The 21,846-nt window shown below is 43.1% G+C and carries 21 protein-coding genes; 19 read left to right on the top strand and 2 right to left on the bottom strand.

The genetic code is table 11. The annotated features are described in order from the left end of the window. The first annotated feature begins 192 nt into the window (after positions 1–192). From AXF18_RS09575 to AXF18_RS09545, 7 genes are all read left to right on the top strand, one after another. Entirely contained in the window at positions 193–1,071 is an 879-nt protein-coding gene (locus AXF18_RS09575; protein ID WP_065371902.1) for a phosphate ABC transporter substrate-binding protein PstS, read from the top strand. Then, positions 1,071–1,988 carry a phosphate ABC transporter permease subunit PstC gene (gene pstC / locus AXF18_RS09570; protein WP_065371901.1) on the top strand — a complete coding sequence of 306 codons (918 nt, stop codon included), beginning with the start codon at positions 1,071–1,073 and terminating at the stop codon, positions 1,986–1,988. Before AXF18_RS09575 ends, pstC begins: the two co-directional genes overlap by 1 nt. Next, positions 1,978–2,862, top strand: coding sequence for a phosphate ABC transporter permease PstA (gene pstA, locus AXF18_RS09565; RefSeq protein ID WP_000543050.1), 885 nt, complete (start codon positions 1,978–1,980; stop codon positions 2,860–2,862). The genes pstC and pstA overlap by 11 nt, the downstream gene beginning before the upstream one ends. 10 nt (positions 2,863–2,872) lie before the next feature. Further along, on the top strand, positions 2,873–3,676 hold the full coding sequence (gene pstB / locus AXF18_RS09560; RefSeq protein ID WP_000049851.1) for a phosphate ABC transporter ATP-binding protein PstB: 804 nt from the start codon (positions 2,873–2,875) through the stop codon (positions 3,674–3,676). A 12-nt stretch (positions 3,677–3,688) separates the two neighbouring features. Continuing rightward, complete coding sequence (gene pstB / locus AXF18_RS09555) at positions 3,689–4,447, top strand: phosphate ABC transporter ATP-binding protein PstB (RefSeq protein WP_049479153.1); 759 nt, start codon at positions 3,689–3,691, stop codon at positions 4,445–4,447. 11 nt (positions 4,448–4,458) lie between these two features. After that, entirely contained in the window at positions 4,459–5,112 is a 654-nt protein-coding gene (gene phoU, locus AXF18_RS09550; RefSeq protein WP_000946469.1) for a phosphate signaling complex protein PhoU, read from the top strand. A 156-nt stretch (positions 5,113–5,268) separates the two neighbouring features. Then, positions 5,269–6,084, top strand: coding sequence for an ABC transporter substrate-binding protein (locus tag AXF18_RS09545; protein WP_002874704.1), 816 nt, complete (start codon positions 5,269–5,271; stop codon positions 6,082–6,084). A gap of 19 nt (positions 6,085–6,103) precedes the next feature. On the opposite strand, the gene AXF18_RS09540 is transcribed toward AXF18_RS09545, so the two are convergent. Next, positions 6,104–7,375, bottom strand: a complete 1,272-nt coding sequence (locus tag AXF18_RS09540; protein ID WP_065371900.1) for a PLP-dependent aminotransferase family protein — start codon at positions 7,373–7,375, stop codon at positions 6,104–6,106. 145 nt (positions 7,376–7,520) lie between these two features. Between AXF18_RS09540 and budA the strand changes: the two genes are divergently transcribed. From budA to alaS, 9 genes are all read left to right on the top strand, one after another. Next, positions 7,521–8,252 (top strand): acetolactate decarboxylase, encoded by a 732-nt coding sequence (budA, locus tag AXF18_RS09535; protein WP_000375405.1) that lies wholly within the window; start codon positions 7,521–7,523, stop codon positions 8,250–8,252. Between the two features lie 9 nt (positions 8,253–8,261). Continuing rightward, a complete protein-coding gene (locus AXF18_RS09530; RefSeq protein WP_065371899.1) occupies positions 8,262–9,014 on the top strand; it encodes a YhfC family intramembrane metalloprotease in 753 nt (250 codons plus the stop codon). A gap of 111 nt (positions 9,015–9,125) precedes the next feature. Beyond that, entirely contained in the window at positions 9,126–10,031 is a 906-nt protein-coding gene (murB, locus tag AXF18_RS09525; RefSeq protein ID WP_065371898.1) for a UDP-N-acetylmuramate dehydrogenase, read from the top strand. A 159-nt stretch (positions 10,032–10,190) separates the two neighbouring features. Then, positions 10,191–11,348 (top strand): ABC transporter ATP-binding protein, encoded by a 1,158-nt coding sequence (locus tag AXF18_RS09520; RefSeq protein WP_000742905.1) that lies wholly within the window; start codon positions 10,191–10,193, stop codon positions 11,346–11,348. Beyond that, on the top strand, positions 11,329–12,135 hold the full coding sequence (locus AXF18_RS09515; RefSeq protein ID WP_065371897.1) for an ABC transporter permease: 807 nt from the start codon (positions 11,329–11,331) through the stop codon (positions 12,133–12,135). The genes AXF18_RS09520 and AXF18_RS09515 overlap by 20 nt, the downstream gene beginning before the upstream one ends. Then, positions 12,132–12,905, top strand: coding sequence for an ABC transporter permease (locus AXF18_RS09510; protein WP_065371896.1), 774 nt, complete (start codon positions 12,132–12,134; stop codon positions 12,903–12,905). Before AXF18_RS09515 ends, AXF18_RS09510 begins: the two co-directional genes overlap by 4 nt. After that, on the top strand, positions 12,902–13,972 hold the full coding sequence (locus tag AXF18_RS09505) for an ABC transporter substrate-binding protein (RefSeq protein WP_065371895.1): 1,071 nt from the start codon (positions 12,902–12,904) through the stop codon (positions 13,970–13,972). Before AXF18_RS09510 ends, AXF18_RS09505 begins: the two co-directional genes overlap by 4 nt. A gap of 257 nt (positions 13,973–14,229) precedes the next feature. Further along, on the top strand, positions 14,230–14,715 hold the full coding sequence (locus AXF18_RS09500; protein ID WP_061420712.1) for an LURP-one-related/scramblase family protein: 486 nt from the start codon (positions 14,230–14,232) through the stop codon (positions 14,713–14,715). Between the two features lie 21 nt (positions 14,716–14,736). Continuing rightward, the gene (alaS, locus tag AXF18_RS09495) at positions 14,737–17,355 is read left to right on the top strand and encodes an alanine--tRNA ligase (RefSeq protein ID WP_065371894.1); all 2,619 of its coding nucleotides are present in this window, start codon (positions 14,737–14,739) and stop codon (positions 17,353–17,355) included. An 86-nt stretch (positions 17,356–17,441) separates the two neighbouring features. Here the strand turns inward: alaS and AXF18_RS09490 are convergent, their stop codons facing one another. Further along, on the bottom strand, positions 17,442–18,890 hold the full coding sequence (locus tag AXF18_RS09490; protein ID WP_001181085.1) for an alpha-amylase: 1,449 nt from the start codon (positions 18,888–18,890) through the stop codon (positions 17,442–17,444). A 272-nt stretch (positions 18,891–19,162) separates the two neighbouring features. Here AXF18_RS09490 and AXF18_RS09485 point away from each other — a divergent pair, with 272 nt between their 5' ends. From AXF18_RS09485 to AXF18_RS09475, 3 genes are read left to right on the top strand one after another with little or no spacing between them, the layout of a single operon-like run. Next, positions 19,163–20,326, top strand: a complete 1,164-nt coding sequence (locus tag AXF18_RS09485; protein ID WP_001079976.1) for a class I SAM-dependent rRNA methyltransferase — start codon at positions 19,163–19,165, stop codon at positions 20,324–20,326. After that, positions 20,323–21,000: a type I 3-dehydroquinate dehydratase gene (gene aroD / locus AXF18_RS09480; RefSeq protein ID WP_000767778.1), complete on the top strand. Its 678-nt coding sequence runs from the start codon at positions 20,323–20,325 to the stop codon at positions 20,998–21,000. Before AXF18_RS09485 ends, aroD begins: the two co-directional genes overlap by 4 nt. Continuing rightward, positions 20,990–21,844 carry a shikimate dehydrogenase gene (locus tag AXF18_RS09475; protein ID WP_000762462.1) on the top strand — a complete coding sequence of 285 codons (855 nt, stop codon included), beginning with the start codon at positions 20,990–20,992 and terminating at the stop codon, positions 21,842–21,844. Before aroD ends, AXF18_RS09475 begins: the two co-directional genes overlap by 11 nt. Positions 21,845–21,846 lie beyond the last annotated feature (2 nt).

Genomic DNA, 21,846 nt, shown 5'->3' with positions numbered 1-21,846 from the left:
CTATTCTATGTTATAGTGGAAGTATGAGTTTTTTCTGATAGCCTTTCATTATTACTTATATTATACGATGGAATTGCCTGCTCCTAAGAATGACTAGATAAAATAAAGCGGGACAATCATTGATGATAATTGGATGATCAGGACAAACGGAAGAAATCAGAACATTCATCATTATGTTCAAGGAGAAAAACAGTGAAAAAAAGAAAAAAGCTCGTCCTATCTCTTGCGACACTTTTGATTGCAGGTTCTCTAGCGGGATGTGCAAGCTGGATTGATCGTGGAGAAACCATGACAGCCGTCGGTTCAACTGCTCTTCAGCCTCTTGTCGAAGCGGCAGCAGACGAATTTGGTTCAAGAAATATTGGAAAAACAGTCAACGTTCAAGGAGGAGGTTCGGGAACAGGACTTTCCCAAGTGCAGTCAGGAGCGGTAGATATTGGAAACTCTGACGTTTTTGCTGAGGAAAAAGATGGAATTGACGCTTCAGCGCTTGTGGACCATAAGGTTGCAGTAGCTGGTCTGGCAGTGATTGTGAACAAGGAAGTGGCTGTTGAAAATCTGACAATTGAGCAACTTCGTAAAATCTTTACTGGTGAAGTGACTAACTGGAAAGAGGTTGGTGGCAAAGACTTAGCTATTTCGATCATAAACAGAGCAGCAAGTTCAGGTTCGCGAGCAACCTTTGACAATGTCGTAATGAATGGTCAGGCGGCTATGCAGAGCCAAGAACAAGATTCTAATGGGATGGTCAAGTCGATTGTCTCCCAAACTCCAGGAGCCATTTCTTATCTTGCTTTTGCCTATGTGGATGACTCGGTCAAGACCATGAAGCTCAATGGCTATGAACCGACAACTGAAAATGTAACAACCAACAACTGGCCTTTGTGGTCTTATGAGCACATGTATACCCTAGGTCAGCCGAATGAGCTGGCAGCTGAATTTTTAAAATTCATCCTCTCAGACGAAGCCCAAACTGGAATTGTTAAGGGCATGGGCTATATTTCTATCAATGAAATGAAAGTCCAAAAGGATGCTTCAGGTACCGTTACAGCAGTAGAAGGAGGTCAATAATGAATCAAGAAGAATTATCTAAAAAATTACTCTCTCCTTCAAAGAACTCTCGCCTTGAGAAGTTCGGTAAAGGCTTGACCTTCACCTGCCTTTCTTTGATTGTTATCATTGTGGCCATGATTTTGATTTTTGTAGCGCAGAAAGGCTTGTCGACCTTCTTTGTCAATGGGGTGAACATCTTTGATTTCCTCTTTGGACAGATTTGGAATCCTTCAGGCAAACAATTTGGTGCCCTGCCAATGATTTTGGGTTCCTTTATTGTGACGATTTTGTCAGCCCTGATTGCAACTCCCTTTGCTATTGGTGCTGCAGTCTTTATGACAGAAGTATCACCAAAAGGTGCTAAGATTTTGCAACCAGCCATTGAACTTCTTGTTGGAATTCCATCAGTTGTTTATGGATTTATCGGGTTGCAGGTTGTGGTTCCATTTGTTCGTAGTATCTTTGGTGGAACTGGTTTTGGCATCTTGTCAGGGATTTTCGTTCTATTTGTCATGATTTTGCCGACCGTAACCTTTATGACAACAGACAGTTTGCGTGCGGTGCCTCGTCACTACCGTGAAGCTAGTTTGGCTATGGGAGCGACTCGCTGGCAAACCATCTGGCGTGTGACCTTGAAAGCAGCGCGTTCAGGTATTTTTACAGCAGTGGTCTTTGGGATGGCACGTGCCTTTGGTGAAGCCCTTGCTATTCAGATGGTGGTCGGAAATTCAGCAGTTATCCCAACCTCGTTAACAACACCAGCTGCGACCTTGACATCTGTATTGACTATGGGGATCGGAAATACCGTCATGGGAACGGTTGATAATAACGTTCTCTGGTCACTGGCCTTAGTCTTGCTCTTGATGAGTTTAGCCTTTAACAGTGTGATTAAATTGATTACGAAAGAAAGAGGAAAGAAAAACTATGCACGCTAAGAAATTAGATAAACTTGCAACAGCTGTCCTCTATACCATCGCGGGTATCATCGTTGCCATCTTGGCATCCTTGATTCTCTATATCTTGGTGAGAGGGTTACCGCATATCTCTTGGTCCTTCTTGACAGGGAAATCTTCCTCTTATCAAGCAGGTGGGGGTATCGGGATTCAGCTCTACAATTCCTTCTTCCTTTTGGTCATTACCTTGATCATTTCTGTTCCCCTATCTATGGGAGCTGGTGTTTTCCTCGCTGAGTATGCCAAAAAAGGACCTGTGACCAATTTTATTCGTACCTGTATTGAGATTTTGTCTTCTCTACCATCAGTCGTTGTGGGTCTCTTTGGTTACTTGATCTTTGTAGTCCAGTTTGAGTATGGATTTTCAATCATTTCAGGTGCCTTGGCTTTGACAGTCTTTAACCTTCCTCAGATGACTCGAAATGTTGAGGACAGTTTAAAACACGTTCACCATACGCAACGTGAGGCTGGTCTTGCCCTTGGAATTTCTCGTTGGGAGACTGTGGTCCATGTCGTCATTCCAGAAGCTCTTCCAGGTATCGTAACGGGTGTTGTCTTGGCATCTGGTCGTATCTTTGGTGAGGCCGCCGCTCTTATCTATACGGCAGGACAATCCGCTCCAGCTCTTGACTGGTCTAACTGGAATATCCTCAGTGTTACCAGCCCTATCTCAATCTTCCGTCAAGCAGAAACCCTGGCTGTCCACATCTGGAAGGTCAACAGTGAAGGAACTATTCCTGATGCTACCATCGTATCTGCTGGTTCTGCCGCCGTGCTTCTCATCTTTATCTTGATTTTTAACTTTGGGGCACGCAAACTCGGAAGCTACCTACACAAGAAATTAACCGCTGCCTAAAGGAGAAGCCATGTCAAAATATAACTGGGATGAAAAGCATATCATCACCTTCCCTGAAGAAAAAGTGGCCCTCTCTACTAAGGATTTACATGTTTACTATGGTAAAAATGAATCCATCAAGGGCATCGATATGCAATTTGAAAAAAATAAAATTACAGCCTTGATTGGCCCTTCTGGATCAGGGAAATCTACCTATCTTCGCAGTCTCAATCGGATGAATGATACCATTGATATTGCCAAGGTCACAGGTCAAATCCTCTACCGAGGGATTGACGTCAACCGTCCAGAAATCAATGTCTATGAGATGCGGAAGCATATCGGAATGGTCTTCCAACGTCCAAATCCATTTGCTAAGTCTATTTATCGCAACATCACTTTTGCTCATGAACGTGCAGGAGTTAAGGACAAGAAAGTCCTTGATGAAATTGTAGAAACCTCTCTAAGACAGGCTGCCCTATGGGATCAGGTCAAAGATGACCTCCACAAATCAGCCTTGATGCTTTCAGGTGGTCAGCAGCAACGTCTCTGCATTGCTCGTGCTATTTCTGTAAAACCAGATATTCTCTTGATGGATGAGCCTGCTTCAGCCTTGGATCCGATTGCGACAGCCCAACTGGAAGAAACCATGTTGGAATTGAAGAAGGACTTTACCATCATCATCGTTACCCACAGTATGCAACAGGCTGCGCGTGCAAGTGACTACACTGGATTTTTCTACTTGGGTGACTTGATTGAGTATGATAAAACATCCAATATTTTCCAAAATGCTAAGTTACAGTCAACCAATGACTATGTAACAGGACACTTTGGTTAGAAAGGAAACGGTATGTCAGAAGCGATTTTACAGGTGTCAGACCTGTCCGTTTATTACAATAAAAAGAAGGCCTTGAATAGTGTTTCCCTTTCTTTCCAACCTAAGGAAATAACAGCCTTGATTGGTCCTTCTGGATCAGGAAAGTCTACCCTGCTCAAAGCTATCAACCGCATGGGCGATCTAAATCCTGAGGTGACAACAACTGGATCAGTGGTCTATAATGGTCACAATATCTACAGCCCCCGTACCGATACGGTTGAATTGCGTAAGGAAATCGGGATGGTCTTTCAACAGCCCAATCCCTTCCCTATGTCTATCTACGAAAATGTTGTCTATGGTCTGCGTATCAATGGAGTCAGGGACAAGCAAGTTCTTGATGAAGCAGTAGAAAAGGCCTTGCAACGTGCTTCTATCTGGGATGAAGTAAAGGATCGTTTGCATGATTCGGCCATTGGTCTCTCTGGTGGACAACAACAACGTGTTTGTGTTGCTCGTGTCTTAGCAACCAGTCCGAAAATTATCCTCTTAGATGAACCAACATCAGCTTTGGATCCTATTTCTGCAGGTAAGATTGAGGAAACCTTGTATGGTCTGAAAGATAAGTACACCATGCTCTTGGTAACACGTTCAATGCAACAAGCTTCTCGTATCTCTGATAAAACAGGATTTTTCCTAGATGGGGATTTGATTGAGTTTAACGATACGAAGAAGATGTTCCTAGACCCACAAAACAAGGAAACAGAAGATTATATTACAGGAAAATTTGGATAAGGAGTTGAATGATGTTACGATCTCAATTTGAAGAAGATTTGGAGAAATTGCACAACCAGTTCTATGCTATGGGACAAGAAGTGCTCTCGCAGATCAATCGTACAGTGCGTGCCTTTGTTACGCATGACCGTGATTTGGCAAAAGAAGTCATCGAAGACGATGCAGAAGTAAATGAATATGAAGTGAAGTTGGAAAAAAAATCATTTGAAATGATTGCCCTCCAACAACCTGTTTCGCAAGACCTTCGTACCGTCTTGACCGTTCTCAAGGCAGTGTCAGACGTGGAACGCATGGGAGATCATGCAGTGTCTATCGCTGAGGCGACCATTCGTATGAAGGGGGAGCAACGTATCCCTTCTGTTGAAGAAGAAATTAAAAAGATGGGACGCGACGTGAAAAACTTCGTTGAAGCAGCTCTAGATCTCTATCTCAACGGTTCTGTGGATCAAGCCTACGAAGTAGCGGCTATGGACGAAAAAATCAACCATTACTTTGATAGTATCCGTGATTTGGCTACAGAAGAAATTAGGAAAAATCCTGAAGCTATCGTTACAGGTCGTGATTACTTCCAAGTCATTTCTTTCTTGGAGCGTATCGGAGACTACGCAAAAAATATCTGTGAATGGGTTGTTTACTTTGAAACAGGTAAGATTGTCGAACTATAAGAAACGGTTTAAATATACAGAAATAAGGCTGATTAAAATAAATCAGTCTTCTTTTTTATGAAAAGAATTGTTTTACAATCAAAATCTCTAAAAGGGTTGACAACTATTTTTAAAAGAGTTATAATTATTCAGAATTAACAGAAAGGTCGTTTATTTATGAAATTTAAGAAATGGATATTAGTTGTGTGTAGCATGCTTGCCAGTGTGGTTCTAGTAGCTTGCCAGTCAGGTACGGATAGTTCCCAGTCTGCTGTGGACGCTATCAAACAAAAAGGAAAGCTAGTCGTTGCGACCAGCCCAGACTATGCGCCGTTTGAATTCCAATCCTTGGTAGATGGTAAAAACCAAGTGGTTGGTGCAGATATTGATATGGCTCAAGCGATTGCAGATGAGCTTGGAGTTAAACTTGAAATCTCTAGCATGAGTTTTGACAATGTCTTGACCAGTCTTCAAACTGGAAAGGCTGACTTGGCTATTGCAGGAATTAGTGCAACAGATGAGAGAAAGGAAGTCTTTGACTTTTCAATCCCTTACTATGAAAACAAAATGAGCTTCTTGGTTAGAAAAGCCGATTTAGACAAATACAAGGATCTTTCAAGCCTCGCAAGTGCCAATATTGCAGCTCAAAAGGGAACTGTTCCAGAAACCATGGTCAAGGAACAATTGCCAAATGCCCAGTTGATATCCTTGACTAATATGGGGGAAGCAGTCAATGAATTGCAGGCTGGAAAAGTGGATGCTGTTCATATGGATGAACCAGTGGCTCTTAGTTACGCAGGTAAAAACTCAGACCTTGTCGTTGCATCTGTTAACTTGACGATGAAAGATGGCGAAGCCAATGCCGTTGCTATCAAGAAGGATCAATCAGACTTGAAAGCAGTAGTAGATAAGGTTATCCAAAAACTAAAAGATGACGGAACCTATCAAACTTATCTTGAAAAGGCAGCGAAACTAACAGAAGTTGAACAATAAGAAAAAGCAGAGTTGGACTTTAATCTAACTCTGCTTTTATGTATTCTAATAGCTCTTCTAGATTTTCAAGAGTGACTTTGGCGAACTGATAAGGACAGGCGTCCAAATAAGCCTTCTCAAAAAAGTCTAGTTTGAGTGAGCTGTGTTTCAAACTGGCAATCTTAGGATAGTGTCTCAAATCAAGCAGAAGGCCATCGTGTAGAGGATAGTGGGGCAAGGGACAGGTATTTTTTTCAAGTACTTCCTTAATCTGAGCTTGATAGTTCTCTTGAAGGGTCAGTCTGGCCAATCGATTTTTTTCAAATAACTGGCTATCGATGTAAAGAGAAAGAGCCTTTTGCATGATAAGATTGCTGTCATAGTCCAGAATATTTTTGTAGGAAACAAAGGCCTCTTTTAGAGCATTTGGGAGGATGAGAGCGGTAATACGAAGGGCTGGAAAGAGGCTTGTTGAGAAGGACTTGATATAAATGACCCGCTCCTCAGTATCCAGATAGTGGAAGGTTTGGCCCTTTCTAGGATCTAGGTCCCCTAGATAGTCATCCTCTACGATGTAAACACCATACTGGTTTGCTAGATTCAGAATAGCCCTTTTTTCCTGATCAGAGTAGGAATGACCTAGGGGATAGTGGAAGCGAGGAATGGTATAGAAAAACTTGATTTTCCCAGATTTGAACTGTTTTTCCAGTTCTTCAAGGTCAATGCCATCAATACGGCGTTCAATGGTCTGGTAGGTTAATCCCTGAGCGACCAAGAGGCGGTTCATTCGGTGATAGGTCGGCTGTTCGACCAAAATCTCAGCTCCCTCGCTCGGAAAGTTAATCTGAGAAAGGATAAAGAGAGCTTGCTGGGTACCAGATGTTAGAACCAGTTGGTCGGGTTTGCAGTAGAGAGCCTGGTCAAAGAGGAGTTGATGGACAGATTGTCTGAGTTCCTCAAGGCCTTCTTGGTTATCATAGTAGTTGAAGAGGTAGTTTTCTCGACCTATCAGGGTTTCGTTGACACAGAGTCGGAAGTCGTCATAGGCACTGGCATGTTCGTCAGTGACTTCGATTTCCAAGTCTTGGTGCTGTCCTTGTTCTAGAACATAGTAGCCACTTTGGGGTTTGGCATAGAGGTATTGTTCATGGCGTAATTCCAGCAGGGCTCGCTGGATAGTGTCCTTGCTACAGTGGAAGTCTTGGCTCAGTTGACGGATAGAGGGAAGTCGGCTACCTGTTGGAAATTTTCCTGATTCGATACCTTTTTTGAGAAAGGAAACGACTGCTTGGTATTTACTTTCTTTCTTCATTCCAGACCTCCGTTGATTTTGTTACATTGTACCTTTTTTTTGCCTGCTTGGCAATGGGAAAATCATTTCTTCCTTTCACAACTAGGAGCAAATGTGGTATACTTAGAAAGTATGATGATTCATTGAAAAGAAGATAAGAAAGAGAATGGATAGAAAAGTGCAGGAACCGGTTAAATTATTTCAATACAATACTCTAGGTGCCCTAATGGCAGGTCTCTATGGCGGAACCATGACAGTGGGAGAATTGCTGGAACATGGTGACCTCGGCTTGGGAACATTGGATTCGATTGACGGGGAATTGATTGTCCTTGATGGTAAGGCTTATCAAGCCAAGGGGTCTGGACAAACGCCTGAAATCGTCGAGGTGGCAGCGGATGCTCTTATTCCATATGCAGCAGTGGTTCCTCATCAGGCAGAAGTGATTTTTCGTCAGCGCTTTGAGATGACGGACAAGGAATTGGAAAAGCGAATTGAGTCCTACTATGATGGGGAAAATCTTTTTCGTTCCATCAAGATTCATGGCGAATTTTCACAAATGCACGTACGGATGATTCCCAAATCCACACCTGATACCAAGTTTGCTGATGTCGCGACACACCAACCTGAATATAGCCGTGAAAATGTATCGGGAACTATTGTTGGATTTTGGACACCGGAGATTTTCCATGGGGTGAGTGTTGCAGGCTACCATTTGCATTTTATCTCAGATGATTTGACCTTTGGTGGGCATGTGATGGACTTTGTTATCAAAGAAGGAATGATTGAGGTTGGGGCAGTCGATCAGTTGGACCAACGTTTTCCAGTCCAAGATCGCCAGTATTTATTTGCCAAATTTAACGTTGACGAGATGAAGAAAGATATTGATAAGTCAGAATAGGAGAAAAAGATGACACTACATATTATCCTTACCATGATCGCTTTAGTTCTCATTCTAGTAGGTGGAACTTGGTATGCCAAAAAACGGTTTAAAATCTCTCTTGCAGTGATGGGCTTGGGGGCAATCGCATTTTTTGTTTCTTCTCAAGTGTTAGAGAAGATTGTTGACCTTCTGGTACTCCATCCGCAAAAAGATGGAACCATTCCGCTTATGCAGGAGCAGCCTTTCTTATACGTCCTTTATGGGATTGCCATGGCAGCCCTCTTTGAGGAAACAGCTCGCCTTGTCTTTTTTAAATGGTTGGAGAAAAAGAGAAAGCTAGAAGATCGAGATGCTTTGGCTTATGGTTTGGGACATGGCGGCTTGGAGATGCTCTATCTCGGAATGGGAAGCTTGATCAGTCTTTTGATTCTCTTTTCGCTCATCCAGTCTTCAAATACTGATGTAGCCAATCTTCTTCCAAAATCTACGCTCGAAACGGTTCAGTCTCTTTCTGTATGGCAGGTTTATTTACTAGGAGTTGAGCGTGTGCTTGCTCTGGTTCTGCAAATTGGTCTTTCCATCTGGGTCTATCAAAGTGTCCGTCAAAAGAAATGGATCTACCTCCTTGCTGCCTATGGTTTGCATGCCTTGTTTGACTTGGCTCCAGCATTATCTCAAGTGGGATGGATTACAAATCCGCTTCTAGTTGAGTTTGTTCTTCTCGTAGAACTTCTAGCCTTTATCTGGCTAACCAAATCTATATTTTGGAAAAAATCATAAAAAGAGGGGTGACCTCTTTTTTTATGTAAAGATAAAACAAGCTCTTTTTATGGTCGTCAAATGTCTCTAAAAATGGTATAATGGAATGAATTTTGAAAAAGGAAGAGTGACATGTCAGTAAAAGAAAAAATGCTTGAAATCCTAGAAGGAATCGATATTCGTTTCAAGGAACCCTTGAAGACCTATACCTATACCAAGGTCGGAGGTCGAGCGGATTACCTAGTTTTACCACGCAATCGCTATGAGATGGCTCGTGTCGTCCAATTTGCCAATCAAGAGAATATTCCCTGGATGGTGCTAGGAAATGCCAGCAATATCATCGTGCGTGAAGGTGGAATCCGTGGTTTTGTCATCTTATGCGATAAGCTTAATAACGTTTCGGTTGATGGTTACACTATTGAAGCAGAAGCGGGTGCTAATTTGATCGAGACAACACGAATTGCTCTTCGTCATAGTTTGACTGGTTTCGAGTTTGCTTGTGGGATTCCTGGAAGCATCGGTGGAGCTGTCTTTATGAATGCGGGTGCCTATGGAGGAGAGATTGCTCATATCTTGCAGTCTTGTCAAGTTTTGACCAAAGAAGGGGAAATCGAGACCTTGTCAGTCAAGGACTTGGCTTTTGGTTACCGCCATTCAGCTATTCAGGATTCTGGGGCTGTTGTTTTGTCAGCTAAATTTGCCCTATCTCCAGGGAATCATCAGGTTATCAAGCAAGAAATGAACCGCTTGACGCACCTACGTGAACTCAAACAACCATTAGAATACCCGTCTTGTGGTTCAGTCTTTAAGCGTCCAGTTGGGCATTTTGCAGGTCAGTTGATTTCAGAGGCTGGCTTGAAAGGCTATCGTATCGGTGGTGTGGAAGTATCTGAAAAACACGCAGGTTTCATGATCAATGTTGCTGACGGAACGGCCAAAGACTACGAGGACTTGATCCAATCTGTTATTGAAAAAGTCAAGGAACACTCAGGTGTCACTCTTGAAAGAGAAGTCCGAATCTTGGGCGAGAAGGAATAAGGTTGGGGTTGAAGAATTGCTGCTATAACCATTGTAAAGGGGGTGAAAGCCTATCGTGAGTGAAGATGTATGTAGGCAGTTTAATCTCCTACACGAGGTAGTAGCGGCCTGACAGAGCCCTGATCTGTTAATTTATGAAAAAGAAGGAATTTATGACAATTGAAAAAACCAATTATTGAATTCAAAAACGTCTCTAAAGTTTTTGAAGACAGCAACACCAAGGTTCTCAAAGACATTAACTTTGAGTTGGAAGAAGGAAAGTTCTATACCCTACTAGGCGCATCTGGTTCAGGAAAATCAACCATTCTAAACATCATTGCAGGTTTACTGGATGCGACGACAGGGGATATTTTACTGGATGGGGTGCGGATCAACGATATCCCAACTAATAAACGAGATGTCCATACGGTCTTCCAATCCTATGCCTTGTTTCCACATATGAATGTGTTTGAAAATGTTGCCTTTCCACTCCGCTTGCGTAAAGTCGACAAGAAAGAAATCGAACAACGTGTAGCGGAAGTTCTCAAGATGGTTCAGCTGGAAGGTTATGAAAAACGTTCCATCCGTAAACTCTCCGGAGGACAACGTCAGCGTGTAGCCATTGCCCGTGCTATTATCAACCAACCTCGTGTGGTTTTGTTGGATGAGCCCTTGTCAGCGCTGGACTTGAAATTGCGAACAGACATGCAGTACGAACTCCGTGAATTGCAACAACGATTGGGGATTACCTTTGTCTTTGTCACTCACGATCAGGAAGAAGCTCTTGCCATGAGTGACTGGATTTTCGTTATGAATGATGGCGAGATTGTTCAGTCTGGAACACCAGTGGACATCTACGATGAGCCAATCAACCACTTTGTTGCCACCTTTATCGGTGAGTCAAATATTTTGCCAGGAACCATGATTGAGGATTACTTGGTTGAGTTTAACGGCAAACGCTTTGAAGCAGTCGACGGAGGGATGAAGCCAAATGAGCCTGTTGAAGTCGTTATTCGTCCAGAGGACTTGCGCATTACCCTTCCTGAAGAAGGCAAGCTCCAAGTTAAAGTTGATACCCAGCTCTTCCGTGGGGTTCATTACGAGATTATCGCCTATGACGAGCTCGGAAATGAATGGATGATCCACTCGACTCGTAAGGCCATTGTGGGTGAGGAAATTGGTCTGGACTTTGAGCCAGAAGACATCCACATCATGCGTCTCAACGAAACCGAAGAAGAGTTCGATGCTCGTATCGAAGAGTACGTAGAAATCGAAGAGCAAGAAGCAGGTCTGATTAACGCAATCGAGGAGGAAAGAGATGAAGAAAACAACCTCTAAACTCTTTGTAGTGCCCTACATGCTTTGGATTGTCCTCTTTGTTCTCGCACCCTTGGTCTTGATTTTCGGTCAATCCTTTTTCAACATTGAAGGCCAGTTTAGTTTAGAAAACTATAAATCCTACTTTGCGTCACAAAATTTGACCTATCTCAAAATGAGCTTCAATTCTGTGCTTTATGCAGGAATTGTGACCTTGGTAACACTGCTCATCAGCTATCCAACAGCCCTCTTTTTGACCCGTCTCAAGCACCGTCAACTCTGGCTCATGCTGATTATCTTGCCAACCTGGATCAATCTGCTCCTTAAGGCCTATGCCTTTATCGGGATTTTTGGTCAAAATGCCTCTATTAACCAATTTTTGGAATTCATCGGAATCGGTTCGCAGCAGTTGCTCTTTACGGATTTCTCCTTTATCTTTGTCGCAAGCTACATCGAGCTTCCCTTTATGATTTTGCCGATTTTCAATGTCTTGGATGATATGGATAACAATCTCATCAATGCCAGCTATGACCTCGGTGCGACCAAGTGGGAGACCTTCCGCCATGTCATCTTCCCTCTATCGATGAATGGAGTGAGAAGTGGAGTTCAGTCGGTCTTTATCCCCAGTTTGAGTCTCTTCATGCTGACACGTTTGATTGGTGGGAACCGTGTTATCACGCTGGGAACGGCCATTGAGCAGAACTTCCTGACCAATGACAACTACGGTATGGGTTCTACCATCGGTGTAATCCTCATCCTGACCATGTTCATCACCATGTGGGTGACCAAGGAAAGGAGAGAACGATGAAAAAATTTGCCAATCTCTACCTAGCCTTTGTCTTTATCGTCCTTTATTTGCCAATTTTTTACTTGATTGGCTATGCCTTTAATGCAGGGGATGATATGAACAGTTTTACCGGCTTTAGTTTGAGCCATTTTAAAACTATGTTTGGTGATGGTCGCCTCATGTTGATCCTCACCCAAACCTTTTTCTTGGCCTTTCTATCAGCCTTGATTGCGACCATTATCGGGACTTTCGGTGCTATCTATATCTATCAGTCTCGTAAGAAATACCAAGAAGCTTTTCTATCACTCAATAATATCCTCATGGTTGCGCCTGACGTTATGATTGGTGCCAGTTTCTTGATTCTCTTTACCCAGCTTAAGTTTTCACTTGGATTTTTGACGGTTCTATCGAGTCACGTGGCCTTTTCCATCCCTATCGTGGTCTTGATGGTCTTGCCTCGTCTCAAGGAGATGAATGATGACATGATTCATGCAGCCTATGACCTAGGTGCCAGTCAGTTTCAAATGTTTAAGGAAATCATGCTTCCTTACCTGACACCGTCTATCATTGCAGGTTATTTCATGGCTTTTACCTACTCGCTGGATGACTTTGCCGTGACTTTCTTTGTAACGGGAAATGGCTTTTCAACCCTGTCAGTCGAGATTTACTCTCGCGCTCGTAAGGGGATTTCGTTAGAGATCAATGCCCTGTCTGCCCTTGTCTTTCTCTTTAGTATTATCCTAGTTGTAGGTTATTACTTTATCTCACGTGAGAAGGAGGAGCAAGCATGAAAAAACTCTATTCATTTTTAGCAGGAATTGTAGCGATTATCCTTGTCTTGTGGGGAATTTCCCATCATCTAGATAGTAAAATCAACAGTCGAGATAGTCAAAAACTGGTTATCTACAACTGGGGGGACTATATCGATCCCGAACTTTTGGAGAAATTCACAGAAGAAACAGGAATCCAAGTCCAGTATGAGACCTTTGATTCTAACGAAGCCATGTATACCAAGATAAAGCAGGGTGGAACGACCTATGATATTGCCATCCCAAGTGAGTACATGATCAACAAGATGAAAGATGAAGATCTTTTGGTTCCTCTTGATTATTCAAAAATTGAAGGAATCGAAAATATTGGACCAGAGTTCCTCAACCAGTCATTTGACCCAGGCAATAAATTCTCCATTCCTTATTTCTGGGGGACCTTGGGAATTGTCTATAATGAAAACATGGTAGAGGAGGCTCCTGAGCATTGGGATGACCTCTGGAAACCAGAGTATAAGAACTCTATCATGCTCTTTGATGGAGCGCGTGAGGTGCTGGGACTCGGACTTAACTCGCTCGGTTACAGCCTCAACTCAAAGGATCCACAGCAGTTGGAAGAGACAGTAGACAAACTCTACAAACTGACTCCAAATATCAAGGCCATTGTGGCGGACGAGATGAAGGGTTACATGATCCAGAACAATGCTGCTATCGGTGTGACTTTCTCTGGGGAAGCCAGCCAGATGTTGGAGAAAAATCCTAACCTCAAGTATGTCGTTCCGACTGAGGCCAGCAATCTCTGGTTTGATAACATGGTCATTCCAAAAACCGTGAAAAATCAAGATGCCGCCTATGCCTTTATCAACTTTATGTTGAAACCCGAAAATGCTCTCAAAAATGCAGAGTATGTCGGCTACTCAACACCAAACCTACCAGCCAAGGAAATGCTCCCAGAGGAGACCAAAGAAGACAAGTCCTTCTATCCAGACGCTGATACCATGAAAAACCTAGAAGTTTATGAGAAGTTTGACCATAAATGGACAGGAAAATATAGCGACCTCTTCCTCCAGTTTAAAATGTATCGGAAGTAGGAGTTATGCTTTCTGGTCAGCTTTCCTAGTTGACTCAAACTCGAAAAAACGATATAATAAGAAAGTTGAGAATTGATTTTCAGTCATCTTAGTCCAGAGAAATGGCGGTGCTGCGAGCCATCTAAGTTAGAAAGTCATGCTACTCAATCAGACAATTGCATAAGAATAAGAGAATGACAAGTTCATTGAATGAAGGTGGTACCGCGGTTTTTCGCCCTTCGTGATATGGACTTGTCTTTTGATTTTTGGAGGTGTTTATGAAGACATTTCTCGTGAAACAAAAGTTTCGTCTTGGGGGCGAACGCTTCGATATCAAAGATGATAGGGGAGTAGTGAACTATCAGGTGGAAGGCTCTTTCTTCCAAATTCCTAAGACCTTTACAATTTATGACGCCTATGGTGAGCAAGTCAGTGAGATTAGTAAAGAATTTTTCACCTTACTTCCTCGCTTTACTATTCAGCTACGAAACGGTTCCAATTTCGTCATTCGTAAGAAGTTGACCTTCTGGCGAGATAAGTATGAGTTTGATGATTTAGGGCTTCGTATCGAGGGCAATATCTGGGATTTGAATTTCAAATTGCTGGATGACCGTGATCAGCTTGTCGCCGAGATTCGGAAAGAGATTTTCCATTTGACCTCAACTTACACCGTAACCGTCTATGAAGACTCTTATGCAGACCTAGTCATTTCCCTCTGTGTCGCGATTGACTATGTGGAAATGCTGGAAAGCCAATCAAATTAAACAAGTAAATAAGGAGATATTATGAAACAACTATCTAGTGCTCAAGTTCGCCAAATGTGGCTTGATTTCTGGGCAAGTAAAGGCCACTCTGTCGAACCATCAGTCAGCTTGGTTCCTGTAAATGACCCAACTCTTTTGTGGATTAACTCTGGGGTAGCAACCCTTAAGAAATACTTTGACGGAACCATTATCCCTGAAAATCCACGTATTACCAATGCGCAAAAAGCTATCCGTACTAACGATATTGAAAACGTAGGGAAGACTGCGCGCCACCATACTATGTTTGAAATGTTGGGGAACTTCTCTATCGGAGATTACTTCCGTGACGAAGCCATCACTTGGGCTTATGAGCTTTTGACAAGCCCAGAATGGTTTGATTTTCCTGCTGAAAAACTGTACATGACCTACTATCCAGACGATAAAGATTCTTACAACCGCTGGATTGAAGTAGGAGTGGATCCTAGCCACTTGATTCCAATCGAAGACAACTTCTGGGAAATCGGTGCGGGGCCTTCTGGACCTGATACAGAAATCTTCTTTGACCGAGGAGAAGCATTTGATCCAGAAAACATCGGTATTCGCCTGCTTGCAGAAGATATCGAAAACGATCGTTACATCGAAATCTGGAACATCGTTTTGTCACAATTTAACGCCGATCCTGCTGTTCCTCGTAGCGAGTACAAGGAATTACCACATAAGAACATTGATACGGGCGCTGGTTTGGAGCGTTTGGTGGCTGTTATCCAAGGGGCTAAGACCAACTTTGAAACTGACCTCTTCATGCCGATCATTCGTGAAGTTGAGAAATTGTCTGGTAAGGTTTATGAACAAGATGGCGACAACATGAGCTTCAAGGTCATCGCTGACCACATCCGTTCCCTTTCATTTGCCATCGGTGATGGTGCCCTTCCTGGAAATGAAGGTCGTGGTTATGTTCTTCGTCGTTTGCTCCGTCGTGCTTCTATGCACGGTCAAAAATTGGGTATCAACGAGCCTTTCCTTTACAAACTCGTTCCAACTGTTGGAAAAATCATGGAAAGCTACTATCCAGAAGTGCTTGAAAAACGTGACTTTATCGAAAAAATCGTTAAGAGCGAAGAAGAGTCATTTGCCCGTACCCTTCACTCAGGTCAACACTTTGCAGAAACCATCGTAGCTGACTTGAAAGCCAAAGGTCAAAACGTTATCGCGGGGCAAGATGTCTTCAAACTCTACGATACATATGGATTTCCAGTTGAGTTGACAGAAGAAATCGCTGAAGAAGCTGGTATGACTGTAGACCGTGAAGGTTTTGAAGCAGCCATGAAAGAGCAACAAGAACGTGCGCGTGCGTCTGCTGTTAAGGGTGGCTCAATGGGAATGCAAAATGAAACCCTCCAAAACATTACAGTGGAAAGTGTCTTCAACTATAATGCCAGCCAATTGCCTTCTAAGTTGGTGGCTATCGTGGCTGACAATGCAGAAGTAGAAGCTGTTTCTGAAGGAACTGCCTCTCTTATCTTTGCGGAAACTCCATTCTATGCTGAAATGGGTGGACAAGTAGCTGACCACGGTCAAATCTTGGACGCTGCTGGAAATGTCGTGGCTACTGTGATAGATGTTCAAAAAGCACCAAATGGCCAAGCTCTTCATACTGTTGAAGTTCTTGCTCCTCTTGCTTTGAACCAAGAATACACCTTGGCTATTGACAGCAATCGTCGTCACCGTGTCATGAAAAACCACACTGCGACTCACTTGCTCCATGCGGCCCTTCACAATATCCTTGGACACCATGCGACACAAGCAGGATCTCTGAACGAAGTAGAATTCCTTCGCTTTGACTTCACTCACTTCCAAGCTGTAACTCCTGAAGAGTTGCGCGCCATTGAACAGCAAGTCAATGAGAAAATCTGGGAAGCAATTGCTGTAGAAACTGTTGAGACAGATATTGACACTGCTAAAGAAATGGGAGCTATGGCCCTCTTTGGTGAGAAATACGGTAAGGAAGTTCGTGTTGTTACGATTGGTGACTACTCAGTGGAACTTTGTGGTGGTACCCACGTTGGCAACACTTCTGAGATTGGTCTCTTCAAGATTGTCAAAGAAGAAGGAATCGGATCAGGAACTCGCCGTATCTTGGCAGTAACTGGTAAGGAAGCCTTTGAAGCTTATCGCGAACAAGAAGACGCTTTGAAAGCCGTCGCATCAACCTTGAAAGCCCCTCAACTCAAGGAAGTTCCTCATAAGGTTGAAGGGCTTCAAGAACAACTCCGTCAGCTTCAAAAAGAAAATGCAGAATTGAAAGAAAAAGCCGCAGCCGCAGCCGCAGGCGATGTCTTCAAGGATGTGATGGAAGTCAACGGTCACCGTTACATTGCAAGCCAAGTTTCTGTATCAGATGCAGGCGCCCTTCGTACCTTTGCGGATAACTGGAAACAAAAAGACTACTCTGATGTGCTTGTCCTAGTTGCAGCCATCGGTGACAAAGTCAACGTTCTTGTAGCTAGCAAGAGCAAAGACATCCACGCAGGTAATTTGGTAAAAGAATTGGCTCCAATCGTTGATGGACGTGGTGGTGGTAAACCAGACATGGCCATGGCAGGAGGAAGCAACCAAGCGAAAATTCAAGAACTCTTGGATGCAGTAGCAGGTAAATTGTAAGACAATAAAGATCTATCCATTTGGGTAGGTCTTTTTGCCTACTTAAAAAGCCAAATCCGCTTGGATTTGACTTGTAACTGATAGGTTTATTTTGTTGCCCAGACACTGACTGAACCCGCTGCTACTGGAAATTCTCCATACCCTTCAGCATTGATTGTAACTTGTGCTGGATGATTTTCAAGGAGATCAACAAAAGTCTGCTCAGCCCATTCTTGACCGACAAACATGGATTTGCTGTTTTCTTGGTCATTTGAGATAAGGACAGCGATCGGGGATTGGTTTTCAGCGCCTGAACGAACCCAACCGATACAGTTGGCATCGTCAAAGTAGTCTGTTTGCTCTCCATAAGCCAAGTCTTTTCGGATGGCTAGGAGACGGTCAAGAACTTCTCTGAAATCTTGTTGAGCAAATTGCCCTGAAATGCCATAATAATCTCCGTAAAAGATACATGGAAGCCCATCTTGACGTAATAGAATAAGGGCATAGGCTGCTGGTTTAAACCATTCTTCAACAGTCGATTCGAGGGCCTGTCCTCGTTGGGTATCGTGGTTGTCTACAAAGGTCACAGCCTTATCGGGTTTTAGTTCAACCAAGCTATCTGTGAAAATGTTACGAAGGTCGTAACTTGCTCCAGCATGGCTAGCTTCAAAGAGGTTCTGGTGGAGGCGAACATCGACAAGGTCAAAACGTTCTTCTATTTTCTCGAGATAGTCTAGATTGTCTTCCTTGTCTGGGTTCCAAAATTCCCCAAAAACATAGAAATCTTGACCGTATTTTTCCTTCATATCACGAATGAAATTGCCCATAAAGAAGGAGTCGATGTGCTTAACGGCATCCAAACGGAAACCAGCTACACCAGTCGTTTCCATGAACCAGTCAGCCCAGTCATAGATGTTTTGGATGACTTCAGGGTGCTTAAAGTCTAGGTCGGCATACATGAGGTAGTCGTAGTTACCGTTTTCGTTATCGACCAATTCCTCGTTGGCCCAACCTTTATTGTCCCCCTGGATCAGGTAAATACCAGACTTACGGCGTTTGGCATCGTAGTCTGTACCTGTAAAGTGGTACCAGTGCCAGTGGAAGTCATTGTAGGTATCTTGGCGACCATCGAAAGTAAAGTGAGTCCAGCCATTGATAGTAAAGGGCTCGCTTAGTTGAACGGTACGATCCTCAGGATCCACTTCAATAACCTGAAAGGCTTCCATATGATCGGCAGCAGCCTTGTGATTGAGCACCACATCGGCCATAGGTTGAATTCCCTGCGCCTTTAGGGCTTGAATGGCTTGAAGATAATCTTCTTTAAACCCATACTTGGTACGGACAGTCCCTTTTTGGTGAAATTCACCTAGGTCAAAAAGATCGTAAACACCATAGCCGACATCTTTTTCGTTGGTTGCCTTGAAGGCAGGTGGCATCCAGACATGGCTGATGCCAAGGTTTGCTAGGTGCTCTGCGTCATTTGTCAGTCGCGTCCAGTGTTGGCCGTCGTGAGGCAAATACCATTCAAAGTATTGCATAAGTGTCTGATTTTGCATTGTTTTTCCTCTTGCTTATCAATGTTGTGTTTTATTTTACCATAAAGTTTAGAACTAGGCAAACGTTTGCGCAAGATTCTATACTCATTTCTGAAATTGTCTATTTTTAGCGAATAGAATCTCTCTTTCCATTATAAGGGAAAGGATGTTTTGGTGGAAAAGTAAATGGCATATACTTATTTTAACAAAAATGACACTCAGTAAACTAAAGTACATATGGTTAAACGGTTTCTTTTTTGAGAATTGTCACAAAATTTGCTATAATAGTAGCTATGAATAGAATTAGGGTCAGCAGATGTGTTGAAAAAAAGCTAGCTAAGGGTCTAGTTCTTTTGGAAGCAAGTGATTTAACAGATATTGAACTGACGGATCAGGCAGTAGAAGTTCTTAGTCAAGACGGGAAGTTTTTAGGGAGCGCCTATCTTTCTCAACAGAATAAAGGAATCGGCTGGTTCATCAGCAAGGAAAAGGTTCGTTTCAATCAAGCCTTTTTTGAAATCCTGTTTCGTAAGGCCAAGGAAGCTAGAAAGCCTTATTATCAAGATGACTTGACCACTGCCTTTCGCCTTTTTAACCAAGAGGGGGATGGTTTTGGTGGTCTGACTGTTGATCTCTATGGAGATTATGCTGTCTTTTCTTGGTACAATTCCTTTGTTTACCAGATTCGTGTGCTGATCATAAATGCTTTTAAGGAAGTTTTCCCTGAGGTCTTGGGGGCTTATGAAAAGATTCGTTTTAAAGGTCTAGACTACGAGTCTGCCTATGTTTATGGTGAGGAAGCGCCAGATTACTTTACTGTTCTTGAGAATGGCGTGCTCTATCAAGTCTTTATGAATGATGGCTTGATGACAGGGATTTTCCTAGACCAGCATGAGGTTCGTGGGAGTCTGGTTGACGGTCTAGCCATGGGCAAATCCTTGCTCAATATGTTCTCCTATACGGCTGCCTTTTCAGTTGCTGCAGCTATGGGAGGCGCGAGTGAGACGACTTCTGTCGACTTGGCCAAACGGTCTAGAGAGCTGTCAGAAGCTCATTTTCAGGCAAATGGACTCAGCACGGACAATCATCGTTTTATCGTTATGGATGTCTTTGAGTACTTCAAGTATGCCAAGCGAAAAGGCTTGACCTATGATGTGATTGTTCTTGATCCGCCAAGCTTTGCCCGCAATAAAAAACAAACATTCTCTGTAGCTAAGGACTATCACAAGTTGATTTCCCAGAGTCTAGAGATTTTAAATCCGGGAGGGATTATCATTGCCAGTACCAATGCTGCCAATGTTTCCCGCCAGAAATTTACAGAACAAATTGATAAAGGTTTTGCAGGAAGAAGGTATCAGGTCTTGAACCAATACGGACTTCCAGCAGACTTTGCCTATAATAAAAAAGATGAAAGCAGTAATTACCTCAAGGTGATTAGTATGAAGGTTAGTAGATGAAATTAATCGTTTCAGTAATGCCAAGAAGTTTAGAAGAAGCGCAAGAACTGGATGCCACTAGGTATGAAGATGCCGATATCATTGAGTGGCGTGCGGACTTTCTTACAAAGGACGCTATTTTACAGGTAGCACCCGCTATCTTTGAGAAATTTGCAGGACGCGAACTTGTCTTTACCCTTCGGACCCGCGCTGAGGGAGGAGAAATCGAACTTTCCTCAGAAGAGTATGTTCAAATCATTAAGGAAGTTACTCAGCTTTATCAGCCGGATTATGTAGATTTTGAGTATTTCAGCTACAAGGACGTTTTTGAGGAAATGTTGGATTTTCCAAATCTTGTTTTGAGTTACCATAATTTCCAGGAGACACCTGAAAACATGATGGAAATTTTGTCTGAGTTGACCAGTCTCTCTCCGAAAGTGGTCAAGGTATCAGTTATGGCTCATACGGAGCAGGATGTTTTAGACCTGATGAATTACACTCGAGGATTTAAAACACTCAATCCTGAGCAAGAGTACGTGACCATTTCCATGGGGAAAATGGGCAAGGTATCACGCATTACTTCAGATGTGACGGGTTCGAGTTGGTCATTTGCTAGTCTGGATGAAGCGAGTGCCCCAGGTCAGATTTCGCTATCAAACATGAAGAAAATCAGGGAGATTTTGGATGAAGCTTGATGGCTATACACGTTTAGCTGCAGTTGTTGCCAATCCCATCAAACACTCTATTTCGCCCTTTATCCACAATAGGGCCTTTGAGGCGACAGCTATTAATGGTGCCTATGTAGCTTGGGAGATTGAAGCGGGTGATTTGGCAGAAACAGTCGCCAATATTCGCCGTTACCAGATGTTTGGCATCAACCTGTCTATGCCTTACAAGGAGCAAGTGATTCCTTATCTGGATGAGTTGAGTGATGAGGCTCGTTTGATTGGGGCGGTTAATACGGTTGTTAATCATAATGGCACTTTAATTGGATATAATACAGATGGCAAGGGATTCTTTAAGAGCTTGCCTTCTTTTACAATCTCAGATAAGAAAATGACCCTTCTGGGTGCAGGTGGTGCGGCCAAATCAATCTTGGCACAAGCTATTTTGGATGGGGTCAGTCAGATTTCGGTCTTTGTACGTTCAGCTTCTATGGAAAAAACAAGACCTTACCTAGACAAGTTGCAGGAGCAAACAGGTTTTAAAGTGGACTTGTATGCTTTAGAAGATCTTTCTGAACTGCAATCAAGGATTGCCGAGTCGGACCTGCTCGTCAATGCGACCAGTGTAGGGATGGATGGCCAGTCGTCGCCAGTTCCAGAAAGTATCAATTTGCCAGAGGCTCTCTTGGTCGCAGATATCATTTACCAACCTTTTGAGACACCATTTTTGAAATGGGCTAGAAGCCAGGGCAATCCAGCTGTCAATGGTCTGGGAATGTTGCTCTATCAAGCTGCTGAAGCTTTTCAACTGTGGACAGGTAAAGAAATGCCGACAGAAGAAATTTGGCAGTCCTTAACAGAAAAATATAAATAGTG

Origin of the sequence: Streptococcus sp. oral taxon 064, assembly GCF_001683375.1 — a bacterium.
GTDB lineage: Bacteria > Bacillota > Bacilli > Lactobacillales > Streptococcaceae > Streptococcus > Streptococcus oralis_S.
The sequence above is the reverse complement of the archived record's forward strand: the minus strand, read 5'-3'. Positions and strand labels throughout refer to the sequence as shown.